The sequence below is a fragment of the Agrobacterium vitis genome, from assembly GCF_014926405.1.
Lineage (GTDB): Bacteria > Pseudomonadota > Alphaproteobacteria > Rhizobiales > Rhizobiaceae > Allorhizobium > Allorhizobium vitis_H.
Window position 1 is genome coordinate 3,520,616 of record NZ_JACXXJ020000005.1, and the last position, 16,287, is coordinate 3,536,902.

The 16,287-nt window shown below is 57.5% G+C and carries 13 protein-coding genes; 11 read left to right on the forward strand and 2 right to left on the reverse strand.

The features are described 5' to 3' along the window. Positions 1 to 64: 64 nt before the first annotated feature. From IEI95_RS27655 to lpdA, 3 genes are all read left to right on the forward strand, one after another. Positions 65 to 478, forward strand: coding sequence for an MAPEG family protein (locus IEI95_RS27655; RefSeq protein WP_156531797.1), 414 nt, complete (start codon positions 65 to 67; stop codon positions 476 to 478). Between the two features lie 33 nt (positions 479 to 511). Next, the gene (locus IEI95_RS27660; RefSeq protein ID WP_015917391.1) at positions 512 to 1,153 is read left to right on the forward strand and encodes a LysE family translocator; all 642 of its coding nucleotides are present in this window, start codon (positions 512 to 514) and stop codon (positions 1,151 to 1,153) included. 109 nt (positions 1,154 to 1,262) lie between these two features. After that, complete coding sequence (lpdA, locus tag IEI95_RS27665; RefSeq protein ID WP_194417248.1) at positions 1,263 to 2,669, forward strand: dihydrolipoyl dehydrogenase; 1,407 nt, start codon at positions 1,263 to 1,265, stop codon at positions 2,667 to 2,669. Between the two features lie 153 nt (positions 2,670 to 2,822). On the opposite strand, the gene IEI95_RS27670 is transcribed toward lpdA, so the two are convergent. Continuing rightward, positions 2,823 to 3,833 (reverse strand): TraB/GumN family protein, encoded by a 1,011-nt coding sequence (locus IEI95_RS27670; RefSeq protein ID WP_234890913.1) that lies wholly within the window; start codon positions 3,831 to 3,833, stop codon positions 2,823 to 2,825. A gap of 199 nt (positions 3,834 to 4,032) precedes the next feature. Next, positions 4,033 to 4,968, reverse strand: a complete 936-nt coding sequence (locus IEI95_RS27675; RefSeq protein WP_071205398.1) for a tyrosine recombinase XerC — start codon at positions 4,966 to 4,968, stop codon at positions 4,033 to 4,035. A 345-nt stretch (positions 4,969 to 5,313) separates the two neighbouring features. Between IEI95_RS27675 and IEI95_RS29545 the strand changes: the two genes are divergently transcribed. The 8 genes from IEI95_RS29545 to IEI95_RS27715 all read left to right on the forward strand — a co-directional run bounded on the left by IEI95_RS29545 (position 5,314) and on the right by IEI95_RS27715 (position 15,787). Next, positions 5,314 to 7,650, forward strand: a complete 2,337-nt coding sequence (locus IEI95_RS29545) for a methyl-accepting chemotaxis protein (protein ID WP_156531800.1) — start codon at positions 5,314 to 5,316, stop codon at positions 7,648 to 7,650. Positions 7,651 to 7,750: 100 nt separating this feature from the next. Next, positions 7,751 to 9,970, forward strand: a complete 2,220-nt coding sequence (locus tag IEI95_RS27685) for a primosomal protein N' (protein WP_156531801.1) — start codon at positions 7,751 to 7,753, stop codon at positions 9,968 to 9,970. Positions 9,971 to 10,162: 192 nt separating this feature from the next. Beyond that, on the forward strand, positions 10,163 to 10,558 hold the full coding sequence (locus tag IEI95_RS27690) for an AGROH133_08824 family phage infection protein (RefSeq protein ID WP_156531802.1): 396 nt from the start codon (positions 10,163 to 10,165) through the stop codon (positions 10,556 to 10,558). 251 nt (positions 10,559 to 10,809) lie between these two features. Next, the gene (locus IEI95_RS27695; RefSeq protein WP_194417249.1) at positions 10,810 to 11,391 is read left to right on the forward strand and encodes a F0F1 ATP synthase subunit delta; all 582 of its coding nucleotides are present in this window, start codon (positions 10,810 to 10,812) and stop codon (positions 11,389 to 11,391) included. Then, on the forward strand, positions 11,391 to 12,917 hold the full coding sequence (atpA, locus tag IEI95_RS27700) for a F0F1 ATP synthase subunit alpha (protein WP_156531803.1): 1,527 nt from the start codon (positions 11,391 to 11,393) through the stop codon (positions 12,915 to 12,917). The genes IEI95_RS27695 and atpA overlap by 1 nt, the downstream gene beginning before the upstream one ends. A 30-nt stretch (positions 12,918 to 12,947) precedes the next feature. Beyond that, entirely contained in the window at positions 12,948 to 13,829 is an 882-nt protein-coding gene (locus IEI95_RS27705; protein WP_015917382.1) for a F0F1 ATP synthase subunit gamma, read from the forward strand. A gap of 24 nt (positions 13,830 to 13,853) precedes the next feature. Then, positions 13,854 to 15,311, forward strand: a complete 1,458-nt coding sequence (gene atpD, locus IEI95_RS27710) for a F0F1 ATP synthase subunit beta (RefSeq protein ID WP_156531804.1) — start codon at positions 13,854 to 13,856, stop codon at positions 15,309 to 15,311. Positions 15,312 to 15,379: 68 nt separating this feature from the next. Then, positions 15,380 to 15,787 (forward strand): F0F1 ATP synthase subunit epsilon, encoded by a 408-nt coding sequence (locus IEI95_RS27715; protein ID WP_015917380.1) that lies wholly within the window; start codon positions 15,380 to 15,382, stop codon positions 15,785 to 15,787. Positions 15,788 to 16,287: the final 500 nt, after the last annotated feature.

Below are 16,287 nucleotides of genomic sequence, written 5' to 3' on the forward strand. Positions count from 1 at the left end.
AGATCACAAAATGCGATGCGGCATTCCATCGGGAATGGTGTGAACCAAAAAGTGGAGCATGAACATGCAACCGACTTTTCTTGCCGCTTCGCCTTTTTTGCCGCTGATTGGTATCAGTGTGCTTCTGTTGATCGTCCACATCATGCTGCAAGGCATGACGGCGACAAAGGAACTCGGGACAAACTGGAATGCCGGTCCGAGAGATGATGACAGGAAACCGACCGGTCAGCTCGCGGGCCGTGCGGCGCGGGCCTCCACGAATTTCCGGGAGACCTATCCCGGGTTCATTGCCCTTGCATTCGGCCTCATTCTGGCTGGTGATCCACATGGGTTAGGCCTGATTGGTGCATGGGTCTGGCTGGTGTGCAGGATTATCTACATTCCGCTTTATCTGGCGGGAATTCCCTATATCCGGTCTCTGGTATGGGTGGGCTCGATGGCAGGTCTGGTGGCGATGCTGTTGGTCCTGTTGTTTTAAGCGGCTGCTTATGGCGCGGAGTGAGGAAAGTCGATGCATCCCTATCTGTTTGAACTCGCATCCCTGATGGCTATTTTCGCCTTCGCTATCGTCTCTCCTGGTGCTGATCTGGCTATGGTCATGCGCCAATCCCTGGTACATGGACGGCGTGAGGCGATCATCACCAGTTTCGGTGTTGGTTCGTCGCTGATGTTTCATGTGACCTACACCATTCTCGGCCTTGGCCTGATCATTTCCCAGTCGATCTACCTGTTCAATATCGTCAAATGGTGTGGTGTCGCCTATCTGCTTTACATTGGTGTGAAGTCATTGCGGGCAGGTAAATCCGATATGACGGCGCAGCCGACTGTGGAGGCGGGCGATCAAAAACGCCAATCGATTTCCAAGTCCTTCTTTCTGGGTTTTGCAGCCAATGCTCTCAATCCGAAACCGGTGTTTTTCTTCCTGTCGATCTTCTCCACGGTGGTCAGCATTCACACGCCGATCGCTGTTAAGTTCGGGTATGGCCTAGTGATGGCGACCTGCCTGATCACCTGGTTTGTCGGCGTCAGTATTTTCATGACGACGCCGAAAATGCGTGCGGCCTTTTCACGCGCCAGCCAATGGATCGACCGCATCAGCGGTGCGGTCTTCATTGTGCTTGGTTTGAAGCTTGCGACGGAAAAGGCCAGTTAATGTGAGCGCTTTGCGCTTGTCTCATGCGGGCCTTGGCCCTGTCTGTTCGTGATTTTGCCGGTACCCACAATGATGGGCGGCATAACGTTTGATGTGAAGGAATGATTGAATGGCATATGATCTTGTTGTCATCGGTAGCGGCCCCGGCGGTTATGTCTGCGCGATCAAGGCTGCCCAGCTTGGAATGAAGGTGGCTGTTGTCGAGAAGCGTGCCACCTATGGCGGCACCTGCCTCAATATCGGCTGCATTCCATCGAAAGCCCTGCTGCATGCGTCCGAAATGTTCCACCATGCCGCCCATGGCATGGCTGAGCTCGGCGTGGATGTCAGCGCGCCGGTGCTGAACCTGCCGAAGATGATGGCGCACAAGGATGCGACCGTGAAAGCCAATGTCGAAGGCGTGTCCTTCCTGTTCAAGAAGAACAAGATCGATGGTGTCATCGGCACGGGCAAGATCGTGGCTGCCGGCAAGGTTTCCGTCACCAACGACAAGGGCGAAGAACAGGTCCTCGAAACCAAGAACATCGTCATCGCTACCGGCTCGGATGTGGCTGGCATTCCCGGCGTTGCCGTTGATATCGACGAAAAGATCATTGTCTCTTCCACCGGCGGCATTGCGCTGGACAAGGTGCCAGGCAAGATGATCGTGGTTGGCGGCGGCGTGATTGGCCTTGAGCTTGGCTCGGTCTGGGCGCGTCTGGGTGCCAAGGTCACGGTGGTCGAATATCTCGACACTATTCTCGGCGGCATGGACGGCGAAGTCTCCAAGCAGTTCCAGCGCATGCTGGTCAAGCAGGGCATGGAATTCAACCTCGGCGCCAAGGTAACCGCTGTTGAAAAGATCGGTTCCGGTGCCAAGGTGACGTTCGAGCCTGCCAAGGGCGGCGAAGCCACCGTGTTGGAAGCTGATGTTGTGCTGATCGCCACGGGTCGCAAACCTTACACCACAGGCCTTGGGCTGGAAGACGTTGGTGTTGCCCTCGACAACCGTGGCCGCGTCGAAATCGACAATCACTTCCAGACCAATGTTGCGGGCATTTACGCCATTGGTGACGTGGTCAAGGGTCCAATGCTGGCGCATAAGGCTGAAGATGAAGGTGTCGCACTTGCGGAAATCCTCTCCGGCCAGCACGGCCACGTGAATTACGATGTCATTCCGGGCGTGGTTTACACCCAGCCGGAAGTTGCCTCTGTCGGCAAGACGGAAGAAGAGCTGAAGGCCGCAGGCGTCGCCTACAAGGTCGGCAAGTTCCCATTCACCGCCAATGGCCGCGCCCGCGCCATGCTGGCGACGGACGGTTTCGTCAAGGTTCTCGCTGATAAGGAGACCGACCGGGTGCTTGGCGTTCACATCATCGGCCTTGGGGCTGGTGAAATGATCCATGAAGCGGCTGTGCTGATGGAATTCGGCGGCTCTTCGGAAGACCTCGGTCGCACCTGCCATGCGCATCCCACCATGTCGGAAGCCGTGAAGGAAGCAGCATTGGCCACCTTCGCCAAGCCGATTCACATGTGATCTGCGCTCTTTTTTAGAGCATCGGACCGAAAGTTAAGAACCGGTTCTCGGATAAATCCGATGCTCTAAAAGAAGTGAGAACTCGCAGTTATCATCGTTTTGCAATCTTGAGGCCGTGGCTTGATGTTTAAGCCACGGCTTTTCTCATTTCTTTTATTGCAGGGCTGTCAGGGTGAAGCCCTGAGCGCGCAGCAATTCCACCAGACCTTTTTCGCCCGGCAGATGTAAGGCGCCGACAGCCATGAAGACCTTGCCTTGACTGATAAGCGGACCAGCGCGCTGTGCCATGACTTTGTTGCGGTCGATCACGATCCGCTGATCGAAATCAGCTTGGCCATCTGCCTTATCTGTTTCACCGTTCGGGGACACTATTTTCAGCATAGGCATGATTTCCCCGACCTCGCCCTTCAAATAAAGGGAGATCATGGTTTCATTGACGTCATTGATCTTGTCACCAAGCTCGACGGCCTCGATCAGCGATTGTAAATGAAAAGCCATCGGCAGGTCGTTCATCGCGGCCAATTGTTCGGCATAGGTTTCCAGTCCGACCACCCGCTTGCCGGCCTTGGCGGCATTTTCGGCAATCTGCTTGTCGAGGAAGGACTGTCCCTCGGCTTTGCGGGCCTTTTCGCAGGCCGGAAGTGCGACGAAAGCCGCGAGAATCCAGGGTTTCATCCTGTTGACGGCGGTGAGTGACAGACCACGTTCTTTCAGTCCGGCTTCGAGCGTTGCCGTCTGCTCAGGTGTCAGGCGGCTGGTAATCGTCGTGCCATCGGTAAACATCGACAATTCCGGCTTTGCCAGAAGCGCGAGGGCGGCTTTCTTGTCATCGAGGACCTCATCGGATTCAACGATGATGGTATCGGCTGCCGCTGCGGCGTCCGGTGCGCCTTTCGGCATCGTCAGCACGCGCGGGTCGGTAACATGCATGGTGCCAAGCAGGAAGGACGGGGCAATGCCGGGCTTTTCGATCTTCCAGAAAATCGCATGGCCATTCGGAACCTTGGCCGCTTCGGCCTCCAGCGCTTGATAGGCTTTCGGGTCCTTTTGCTGCAAATCCGGCAGGAGATCGCGTCCGGTGCAGGAAAGGTCCTCGGCCTTGGCGAAGCTCGATGACACGATAGCCGCAATCAGCAACGTCAGGAACAGCAGGGGCAAGGCCATGACGATGGCCAAGGCACGGTCAGTCCAGCGGGGGGCGGCCCAGCGTGGGTCAGCCCAGCGGGAAACGCTTGTGTTTATCGCTGACATATTCTTGGCTTTAAACATCCTGCCTGCTTTCTAAGGTCCATCTAGGCGTGTCTGTCTGGCACCGCCGGTTCCCTTTTACCGAACCCTATTTTCCAAAATTAAACATTTGGTATCACGCGCGGGGATGCGCCCGGTCATACACATCCAACAGCCGTGCCGAATCCACGCCGGTATAGATCTGGGTGGTGGAAAGGCTGGCATGGCCGAGCAATTCTTGAATAGTTCTAAGGTCGCCGCCGCCGCTCAGCAGATGCGTGGCAAAGGAATGGCGCAATGCATGTGGCGTTGCTGTATCCGGCAGGCCGAGTGCCGAGCGCAAGCGCTGCATTTCCCGCTGGATGATGCCTTGCTGCAATTTCCCGCCGCGCGCGCCGCGAAACAGCGGCTCTCCGGCTGGGAGATGATAGGGGCAGAGGCTTTGATAGGATTCAACCGCTTGCCGCACAATGGGCAAGAGCGGCACGAGCCGGGTCTTGTTGCCCTTGCCGGTCACCCGCAGCGTGGTCGTCGTGGCGACGATATCGGCGGGTGTCAGGTCCAGCGCCTCGGAAATGCGCAGGCCGCAGCCATAGAGCAAAGCAAAAACCGCGGCGTCCCGCGCCGCGATCCAAGGCTCCTCGTTCAATTGTGTTTCCGCGGCCACCACCGTCAAAGCCTGGGCGGCACTGAGCGGCTTCGGCAGCGATTTCGGCTGCTTGGGTGAGCGGATGGCACCGGCACCGGCGGCATTGACTAGGCCTTTGCGCTCCAGATAGCGCAAGAGCGACCGGACACCGGCAAGATGACGACCGAGCGAGCGAGCGCCAGCACCTTCCTTGCGGCGTGACGACAAAAATGCGCGCAGGTCGGAAGGCCGTAACGCCTTGATATCATCGATTGACGGAGGACCGCCGAAATAACCGGTCAGAAATCCCAGAAACTGACGGGTATCGCGTTCATAGGCGGTCAACGTGTGATCGGCGAGCCGCCTTTGTCCAGACAGGCTCGCAAGCCAGTTCTGGCGTTCCGCCATCAGGTCGGGGGCGGCAATCAACAGCAGTTCTGTCACGGCAGGGCCTTCGTGATTGATCATCTTATACAGTGGCGTCTATCTTGGTCTTGAACAGTCCAGGAATCGCACATCAAAGCCATCCTGCCGGAGAGCCATTAGGGAAGGATTAACCGACGCGCCGAGGTCACCGAACCGATGCGACGCATGCCCAGACGTGCATTGAGAGTATTAAATATACTCTTAGTTTATGTTGGTTTAACAATCGTCAAAATCGGTTCTATACTTTGGTTTTATACCCTCGATATTGAGGGGATATTTTGAATATATTAATAGTCGGAATATCTAAATATCAGCCAATCTGAAGATCTTGCGGGAAGATCTCGGCTGGCGAAAGAAACCAACATGCAGTTTAAGTCCATACAAATGAAAATTGCCGTGCTTGCAGGTCTTTGCGTCCTGTCTGCCACGGCTGGCCTGGTCGGCTATGGCATTGTCTCCGCCGGGCAGACAAGAGATTTTGTCGGCGATAACGTCACCAAGCTCACCGAAGCCAAAACCCGGGAAGCCCTGTCCACGCTCGCCTCCACCCAGTCGGGCATCATCCGGTCATCGCTGGATGGGGCTTTCGATGCCGCACGGAACCTGGCACGTAGTTTTGAGGTTGTTGCGGGCGACAAGGTCAATGGTACGGCGGTGGAGCTGAGGCGCGGGCAGCTTAACGCCATGTTGTTGAACTTGCTCAAGGATAACCCACGTTTCAACGGCACCTATAGCGCCTGGGAACCGAACGCACTTGATGGCAATGACGGCCAGTTCCGCGACCGCCGCGATCTGGGGTCCGATGCGACGGGGCGCTTCCTGCCCTATTGGACCCGGGATGCGGAGGGCAAGATCGCCATTCAACCGCTTGTCGAATATGACAGTGCAGAATTGCATCCGAATGGCGTGATGAAGGGCGGTTGGTATATCGGTCCGCAGCAAGGCGGGGGCGAGAGCATTCTCGATCCATTGCCTTATATCGTTCAGGGCAAGAACGTGTTTCTTGCCACCATGTCTGTGCCAATCATGATTGATGGCAAGTTTCGCGGTGTCGCCGGGGCCGATTTCGATCTCGGCTTCGTGCAGAAGCTGGCAGAGGATGTGCGCGCCTCAATCTATGGCGGCAAGGCAGGCGTTAAGATCGTGAGTTACAAGGGGTTGGTGGTCGCCGATAGCGAGCATCCCGACACAATCGGGCAGCGTTTTGACAAGACGACACCGGCGCTCTCCGGCCTTCTACCGATGATCCAGGGTGGCAAGGCCGACGTTCTTGCCGATGCCGATCAGTTTCAGGCATTTTCCCCAATCGCCATTGGGCGTACCAAGACACCATGGTCGGTGATCGTGTCCGTGCCCAGGCCGGTGGCGATGGCCGAGGCAATCAGCCTGGACCAGGCGCTGAACCAGCGCGGCGGCAGTGATATCATCTTCCAGGCTATCGTCGCCCTGATCATTGCGGCCGGTGGTATCGGTGCCATGTGGTTCGTGGCGCTCAGCATTGCCAAGCCCATCCGGGCCATGACGGCCAGCATGGGCCAGCTTGCCGGTGGCGAGACGGATATCACCATTCCTGGCGCGGGCAGGGCCGATGAAATCGGTGCTATGGCCGATGCGGTCGGCGTGTTCCGTGACAATGCAGTCGCTAACCGCCAGTTGGAGCAGGATGCGGCGGCCAGCCGCCAGACAACGGAAACCGAACGTCGCCGCACCGCAGAAGTCGACAGGTTGCGGGCCGAAGCGATGGCCCAGGCCACGTCCGGCCTCGCCGATGGCCTCAAGCATCTTGCCAATGCCGATCTGACGTTCCGGCTGGACCAGCCCTTCGCGCCGGAATTCGAAAGCCTGCGGGCCGATTTCAACGCGGCCATCACCCAGTTGCGCGAGGCAATGATCGCCGTGACCCAGGCCTCGCAATCGATTGACAACGGTTCACTGGAAATCAGCGGCAGTTCCGATGAACTGTCCAAGCGCACGGAACAGCAGGCGGCGTCGCTGGAAGAGACGGCCGCCGCCCTGGACCAGATCACCGCCAATGTCGGCAATTCTTCCAAGCGTGCCGAGGAAGCCAGAACAGTCGCCGTCGAGGCCAATAGCAGCGCGACCAGCTCTGGCCGGGTTGTGGCGGATGCGGTCAATGCCATGCAGCGTATCGAACAATCGTCCAGCCAGATCGCCAATATTATCGGGGTGATCGATGAGATTGCTTTCCAGACCAATCTTCTGGCGCTGAACGCCGGCGTGGAAGCGGCGCGCGCGGGCGAGGCTGGCAAGGGCTTTGCCGTCGTTGCCCAGGAAGTCCGCGAGCTCGCCCAGCGCTCTGCCCAGGCGGCCCGCGAAATCAAGGAACTGATCCGCAATTCGACGGTGGAAGTGGACAGAGGCGTGGAACTGGTACGCAATACCGGCGAATCGCTGAAGACCATTGTGGATTATATCGTGACGATCAATCGGCATATGGATGCCATTGCTCTGTCTGCGCGCGAACAGTCGGTTGGCTTGTCCGAAGTCAACACCGCTGTAAACCAGATGGATCAGGTCACCCAGAAAAATGCCGCCATGGTCGAGGAAACCAATGCGGCGAGTGCGGCGTTGGCCTCAGAGGCTACAGTTTTGCTTGATCTGGTCCGGCGGTTTAATCTGCACCCCGCCCATGGAGCTATCGGTTCCCAACCGTCGACCGGCTTGCGGCGGGTGGGGTGAGCAACCGGACTGCCCACATCCGTCCTGGTGTCGGATGCGGGCCATTACGGCGTAAATTTCCGGTTCCATTTTGTTCTGTTCGGGGGCATGGTCCGGCGCAATGAGCACCGAATCGTCAGATCTGTTTGGTCCGCGCGCCAAGGCCGGTCCTGCCCGCCGCGCCGTCCCCGTCCTGGTGCCCCTGCCGGCGCCGGGGCCTTACAGTTACGCCGTTCCCGATGAGATGATGGTGACGCCTGGCGCCATCGTGCAGGTGCCGCTTGGGCCGCGCAAAGTGGTTGGCGTTGTCTGGGATGGCGACGATGATGGGGCCAAGGTCGATCCCGCCAAACTGCGTAGTATTGAGAAGGTGTTCGATTGCCCACCGCTGGATGCGGGCATGCGCCGGTTCATCGACTGGGTGGCGGCCTATACTCTTTCTCCGCCCGGATTGGTGGCTCGCATGGCCTTGCGCGCGCCTGCCGCCTTCGATCCCGACCCGATGATCGAAGGGTTACGCTACAGCGGTCATGCCCCGGAAAAACTGACCCCGGCCCGTAGAAAAGTGCTGGAATTGGCTGAGGATGGGCTTTCCTGGACCAAGAGCGGGCTTGCTCATGCGGCAGGGGTCTCGACCTCGGTTGTTGATGGCATGGCAAAGCTCGGCCTGTTTGAAACCGTATTTCTGCCGCCACCACCGCTGGTGGCCCTGCCGGACCCGGATTACGCCGCCCATCGTCTCTCCGGTCCGCAGCTGGGCGCAGCCGAGGTGCTCGTGGAGAGTGTTCGGGATGGCGGGTTTTCGGTGGCGCTGATCGATGGCGTCACAGGGTCCGGCAAGACGGAAGTCTATTTCGAAGCGATTGCCGAAACCCTGCGCCAGGGCCGCCAGGTGCTGATCCTTTTACCGGAAATCGCTCTGACCACCGCTTTTCTGGAGCGGTTTCAGGACCGTTTTGGTGCCAAACCCGGCGAATGGCATTCTGATCTTGCCACCCGGACGCGGGAAAAAGTCTGGCGGCAGACAGCGACAGGCGACATCCGGGTGGTGGCCGGTGCGCGCTCGGCGCTTTTTCTGCCCTTTGCCGATCTGGGGCTGATCATTGTCGATGAGGAGCATGATCCGGCCTTCAAGCAGGAAGACAGGGTGTTTTACAATGCCAGGGACATGGCGGTGGTGCGGGCGCGGATTGCCAGCATTCCTGCTGTGCTGGTGTCGGCCACGCCGTCCGTTGAAAGTCAGGTCAACAGTTATAGCGGTCGCTACAAGCGTATTCACCTGCCGACCCGTTTTGCCGATGCGGCGATGCCGGATCTGCATCTTGTCGATATGCGCCGCCATCCGCCGGAACGGGGCGGGTTTCTTTCACCTCTCATGCTGCGGGCCATCGGCAAGACGGTGGAAAAGCAGCAACAGGCACTGTTGTTTCTCAATCGGCGGGGCTATGCGCCGCTGACGCTGTGCCGGGTCTGTGGCCATCGTTTCCAATGCCCGCAATGTTCCAGTTGGCTGGTGGAACACCGGTTTCGCGGCCAGATTCAATGCCATCAATGCGGCTATGCCGAGCCGACGCCCAATGCCTGCCCCGAATGCGGGACGCTGGACCATCTCGTTGCCTGCGGGCCGGGCGTGGAGCGGATTGCCGAGGAGGTGGAGCGGCACTTCCCAGACGCTCGCACGCTGGTCTTGTCGTCGGATCTCGGCGGCGTCAAACGGCTCAGGCTGGAACTGGAAGCCATTGCCAAGGGCGAGGCGGATATCGTCATCGGCACGCAATTGGTGGCCAAGGGGCATAATTTTCCGCTGATGACGCTTGTCGGTATCGTTGATGCCGATATCGGCCTGGCCAATGGTGATCCGCGCGCCGCCGAGCGAACCTTTCAGCTGTTGAGCCAGGTGACGGGGCGGGCGGGGCGTACCGGTTTGAAGAGTCATGGCCTTTTGCAGACCTATCAGCCGCAGCATCCGGTGATGCAAGCCATTGTTTCAGGCGATGCCGATGCCTTTTACGAGCGGGAAATTACCGAGCGGGAGCGGGCGGTGCTGCCGCCTTACGGACGGCTTGTCTCGATCATCGTGTCGGCGGACAATAGGGCGGATGCCGAAACCCATGCCCGGCAATTGCGCCAGGCCGCCCCTGCTGTCGGCGGCATCGCCATTCTGGGGCCTGCCGAGGCACCGCTGGCGCTGATCCGTGGCCGCCATCGTTTCCGATTGCTCATTCATGGCCGCAAAGCCAGCGACATGCAGGCTTTTGTCGCTGCGATGCTGAGCAATGGCCCGAAAGAGCGCCGCTCCATCCAGGTGCAAGTGGATGTCGATCCGCAGAGCTTTCTTTGATGCCGGGGAATACGACGAGTGATTTCCAATAATCCCTCGTATAAAGGGCATTCAGCGCTTGAGGTGACGACAGCCAGATATTGCGCCTGGATTTGCCTGTGGCATAAGAGCGCAAATACGATTCATCCTCCTGCTTTGCGCCGCATCAAGGCCTGAGACAGGGACGATCACAGAGGACCACCAGAGGCAGCCATGGAATTCTATTTTCCGACCGAAACCGGCGAGCAACTGGCCTTTGCCAGCGCCGCGCTCTTTGCCCTTCTGGGCCTGTTCATTATGTTTGCCCCTGTTATCACCCTTCGGGGGCTCGGCTTGAGCGGGTGGGAGGGCCGCCGGGAAGGGTTGGCCGCGCTACGTCTGGGTGGCGGCATGATGACCGGCCTTGGCGCAAGCGCCGTGATGCTGGCCCAGCCAATGCTCTATCTGGCCTATGGGATCACTCTGGGGGTCGGGCTGTTTGGTTTGATTTTGTCGATCCTGTCGGACCATGGGGGAGCTCGCGGAGCGACCTGGCGCAATTTTCTACTTATAATTGCCGTTACTGTTTTAGGCATTTTGCCTTTCATCTACGTCTTTGGCCTAGTGTGACGCGATTTCGCGCAATCCGCCTCATTAATTTGACGGTGAAGATCACAAAATCGTCAAAAGCGGGTTGCCCTCCTCGTTTATTCCGTTAATACCCGTGTTGCGAGTCCGGGGATCGTATGCTAGACGGACCGCAAATTTGGACGATACAAGCTGCACTGCTTGTGAAGTCCGGGGGAAAACTTAAACGATATCAAACTGGTGTTGCGCCAGCCGGCGCATGCGACAGTTTTGAGTAACATTCAGGGAATTTTGTGCCCGTGGCAGACACATCCCAGCCTATGTCCGGTCAGCCGGTTTCCGCAGTTGCAGAGCGCTATGCGTCGTCGCTTTTCGAGCTGGCGCGCGAGGCGGGTTCTGTGGATGCGGTGGCTGGCGATCTCAATCGTTTCCAGGCGATGATCGACGAGAGCGTCGATCTGCAGCGGCTGGTGACCAGCCCGGCCTTCACCAGCGAGCAGCAGGCTTCTGCCATCGCAGCTCTGTGTGACAAGGCTGAAATTGGCGGCCTCGTCGGCAATTTCCTGAAGCTCGTTACAGCCAATCGTCGCCTGTTTGCCGTTCCCGGCATGATCGCAGCCTTCCGCATGATCGCGGCGCGCCACCGTGGCGAACTGGCTGCTGATGTGACCTCTGCTCATGCGCTGACCCCGGCGCAGGAAACCGAACTGAAGGAGGCGCTGAAGAGCGCGACCGGAAAGACCGTTACGATGTTCGTGACTGTCGATCCGTCTCTCCTGGGTGGTCTGATCGTCAAGATCGGCTCCCGTCAGATAGACACGTCTCTTCGCACCAAACTTTCCACCCTTAAGCTTGCACTGAAAGAGGTTGGCTGATGGATATCCGCGCCGCGGAAATTTCCGCAATTCTGAAAAATCAAATCAAGAACTTTGGCCAGGACGCTGAAGTTTCCGAAGTCGGCCAGGTTCTGTCCGTCGGTGACGGTATTGCCCGCGTCTACGGTCTGGACAATGTTCAGGCCGGTGAAATGGTCGAGTTTCCCGGCGGTGTCCGGGGCATGGCGCTGAACCTCGAATCCGACAATGTCGGCGTGGTTATCTTCGGCTCCGACCGCGACATCAAGGAAGGCGACACCGTTAAGCGGACCGGCGCCATCGTTGAAGTTCCTGTTGGTCCTGAGCTGCTGGGTCGCGTTGTTGACGCTCTCGGCAATCCGATTGACGGCAAAGGTCCGATCAACTCGGCAATCCGTTCGCGCGTTGACGTCAAGGCTCCAGGCATTATTCCGCGCAAGGGCGTTCATGAGCCGATGTCGACAGGCATCAAGGCCATCGATGCTCTGATCCCGGTTGGCCGCGGCCAGCGCGAGTTGGTGATTGGCGACCGTCAGACCGGCAAGACCGCCATCATTCTCGACACCTTCCTCAATCAGAAGCCTGCACACGATGCTGGTGGCGATGACAAGATGTTCTGCGTTTACGTGGCTATCGGTCAGAAGCGCTCCACCGTTGCCCAGTTCGTCAAGGTTCTGGAAGAGCGTGGCGCTCTGAAATACTCCATCATCATCGCGGCAACCGCTTCTGATCCTGCTCCTATGCAGTATCTGGCTCCGTTCGCTGGCTGCACGATGGGCGAATATTTCCGCGACAAGGGTCAGCACGCCCTGATCGCTTATGACGACTTGTCCAAGCAGGCTGTTGCTTACCGTCAGATGTCGCTGTTGTTGCGTCGTCCTCCGGGCCGTGAAGCTTATCCTGGCGACGTTTTCTATCTGCATTCGCGTCTGCTTGAGCGCGCTGCCAAGCTCTCCGACGAGCGTGGCGCTGGTTCGCTCACCGCTCTGCCGGTGATTGAAACCCAGGGCAACGACGTGTCGGCCTTCATTCCGACCAACGTGATCTCGATCACCGACGGCCAGATCTTCCTTGAAACCGACCTGTTCTATCAAGGCATTCGTCCGGCGGTGAACGTTGGTTTGTCGGTTTCGCGTGTTGGTTCTGCCGCTCAGATCAAGGCCATGAAGCAGGTTGCTGGCTCGATCAAGGGTGAGCTTGCCCAGTATCGTGAAATGGCCGCCTTCGCCCAGTTCGGTTCCGACCTTGATGCTGCCACGCAGCGCTTGCTGAACCGTGGTGCGCGTCTTACCGAACTTCTGAAGCAGCCGCAGTTCTCCCCGTTGAAGGTGGAAGAGCAGGTTGTTGTGATTTTCGCGGGTGTCAACGGATATCTCGATAAGCTTGCCGTCAGTGATGTCGGTCGATTTGAGCATGGCGTGCTTTCCTATCTCCGGACGGAAGGCAAGGACATCCTCGATGCAATCCGCACGGAGAAGGCTATCAGCGACGACGTCAAGGGCAAGCTCAAGACTGCTCTCGATACGTTCGCAAAGTCTTTCGCCTAAATCGGACTCGAGCCAAGGACGGATTAACGGATGCCTTCACTAAAGGATCTGAAAAACCGGATCGCCTCCGTCAAGGCGACGCAGAAAATCACCAAAGCGATGAAAATGGTCGCTGCGGCTAAGTTGCGTCGTGCGCAGGAGGCGGCCGAGGCCGCCCGGCCGTATTCTCAGCGCATGGGCGCTGTTCTCGCCAATATCGCCCAGGCGGTTGGCAGCGATGACGGCGTGTCCACGCTGATGACGGGCACCGGCAAGGACGATGTGCATCTGCTCGTCGTCTGCACGGCCGAGCGTGGTCTTTGCGGCGGTTTCAATTCACAGATCTCGCGCTTTGCGCGTGATCATGTGCGCAGCTTGCTGGCAGCGGGCAAGACCGTGAAGATCTATTGCGTCGGCAAGAAGGGCTATGACAGTTTGCGCCGGGAATTCGGTGCATTGATCGTCGAGCGGACAGAGTTTCGCGAGGTCAAGCGCGTTGCGTTTGAAAATGCGGATACGGTTGCTCGCAAGGTGATCTCCATGTTCGACAAGGGCGAATTCGACGTCTGCACCTTGTTCTATTCGGAGTTCAAGTCGGTTATAAGCCAGATCCCGACAGCCCGTCAGTTGATTCCAGCGGCTGTTGGCGATGCTCCGGCAGCTTCCAGCAGCGCTGCCGCGATCTATGATTACGAACCGGATGCGGCTTCGATCTTGTCCGACCTGATCCCGCGCAACATTGCGGTGCAGATTTTCCGTGCGCTTCTTGAAAATGCCGCCGGTGAAATGGGCGCTAAAATGAGCGCTATGGACAATGCCACGCGCAACGCCGGTGAGATGATCAACAAGTTGACGCTGAGTTACAATCGCCAGCGGCAGGCCAAGATCACCACCGAACTCATCGAAATCATTGCAGGCGCCGAAGCGCTCTGAGCTTGAACAAAAGAGGGTATGAATATGGCTAGGGCAGCGACCCAGACATCTCCCGCAGCGGGCAAGGTGACCCAGGTCATCGGCGCCGTCGTCGATGTGAAATTCGACGGCACCTTGCCGCCGATCCTGAATGCGTTGGAAACAGAAAACGGCGGCCATCGTCTGATTCTGGAAGTGGCGCAGCATCTCGGTGAAAATGTGGTGCGGACCATTGCCATGGACTCGACCGAAGGTCTGGTACGTGGTCAACCGGTTTCCGATACCGGCGCTCCGATCTCCGTGCCTGTCGGTGACGAAACGCTCGGACGTATTCTGAACGTCATCGGGGAACCGGTCGACGAACTTGGGCCGGTGACGACGACTGCTCGTCGCGCGATTCACCAGCCTGCTCCTGAGTATGTTGAGCAATCGACTGAATCTCAGATTTTGGTGACTGGCATCAAGGTTGTGGACCTTCTCGCTCCTTACGCCAAGGGCGGTAAGATCGGCCTGTTCGGCGGCGCCGGCGTTGGCAAGACCGTTTTGATCATGGAATTGATCAACAACGTTGCCAAGGCACACGGCGGCTACTCGGTGTTTGCTGGCGTAGGTGAACGTACCCGCGAAGGCAATGACCTGTACCATGAAATGATCGAATCCAAGGTGAACGTTGACCCGCATGAAAACGGTGGCTCTGCTGCTGGTTCCAAGTGCGCCCTCGTTTATGGCCAGATGAACGAGCCTCCAGGTGCGCGTGCGCGCGTGGCCTTGACCGGTCTGACCATCGCTGAAGACTTCCGCGACAAGGGCCAGGACGTTCTGTTCTTCGTGGACAACATCTTCCGCTTCACGCAGGCTGGGTCTGAAGTGTCGGCTCTTCTGGGTCGTATTCCTTCGGCGGTTGGTTATCAGCCAACACTGGCAACCGACATGGGTGCTCTTCAGGAACGCATCACCACCACGAACAAGGGCTCGATTACCTCTGTTCAGGCCATTTACGTTCCCGCCGACGACTTGACCGACCCGGCTCCGGCAACGTCGTTTGCCCACTTGGATGCAACGACGGTTCTGAACCGCTCGATCGCTGAAAAGGGTATTTACCCGGCTGTTGACCCGCTCGACTCCACCTCGCGCATGCTCGACCCGATGGTTGTCGGTGAAGAACATTACGAAGTGGCCCGTAAGGTTCAGTCGACTCTGCAGCGCTACAAGTCGCTCCAGGACATCATCGCCATTCTTGGGATGGACGAACTGTCCGAAGACGACAAGATTGCGGTTGCCCGCGCCCGTAAGATCGAGCGCTTCCTGTCGCAGCCGTTCCACGTTGCCGAAATCTTCACCGGTTCGCCAGGCAAGCTGGTGTCGCTGGAAGACACGATCAAGGGCTTCAAGGGACTGGTCAATGGCGACTACGACCATATGCCGGAAGCCGCCTTCTACATGGTCGGCTCAATGGACGAAGCCATCGAAAAGGCAAAGAAGTTGGCAGCTGTTGCTGCCTGATCCATGGATCGAAGAACGCACGGTTTATGATCGTGCGTTCAGTTTCCAGCGTTAGAAAGTAAAAAGCCATGGCTGACAATTTCAATTTCGAATTCGTTTCCCCCGAGCGGTTGCTGATCTCGGAAAAGGTAAGCGAGGTTGTCATTCCGGCGACCGAAGGTGAGATGACCGTCATGGCCCACCATGCGCCGACGATGACGGTGATCAAGCCAGGTGTCGTAACGGTGAAGTTTGCTTCCGGAAAAACCGGCAAATATGTCATTTTCGGTGGCTTTGCTGATATCACACCGGAAAGACTGACTCTGCTGGCGGAAAGTGCCGTACCGGTCGATGAGCTGAGCCGCGATACGCTGATGAAGCGGATCGAATTGGCCAAAGCTGAGCTGGACGATACGGAAAATCACGAACACCGGACCAAGCTGGAGCAGTTCTTGAACGCAATGACGCATCTTAACGGCGTCCTGGTTCCAGCCTGATTGACGGCGTCTTCATTTTTCGGTTTTCAAGGCGGCCCTCGTGGCCGCTTTTTTTGTGATAACATCTAAAGCGTGCTCGATTTCATCAAACACCCTTAAAATACTGTAATCTTTTAAGCTTACGGCGTAATTTTTTCGTTCAAGCCGGTTGGATTTGGGAAAATATGCGGAAGCAGCCGATGATTTTTAAAATACTTTCGGTCGTACGGTTTCAATGTGTACTCTTCCCTTATTCAGATTAAAATAAAACACATCGAAAGTTTCACTTTCCGCCATTCAGTGCTGGGCAAGGCGAGCCTGTGTTTTGGGTAGTGGTGTTTGAGCGTTGTTTTCTAGCTTCTCTTTACCGCTCGCTGCACAACGTAATTGCTAGTTCCTAATGGTGCCAATGCTCTCGAAAGCAGGCCGACGACCTTCCTATCCCAAATGATTGCGCTACCATTATTTTTTATGTCCGAAGGGGTCATTCTATCACAAAAATGGCCGGATGCCGCGGTTGA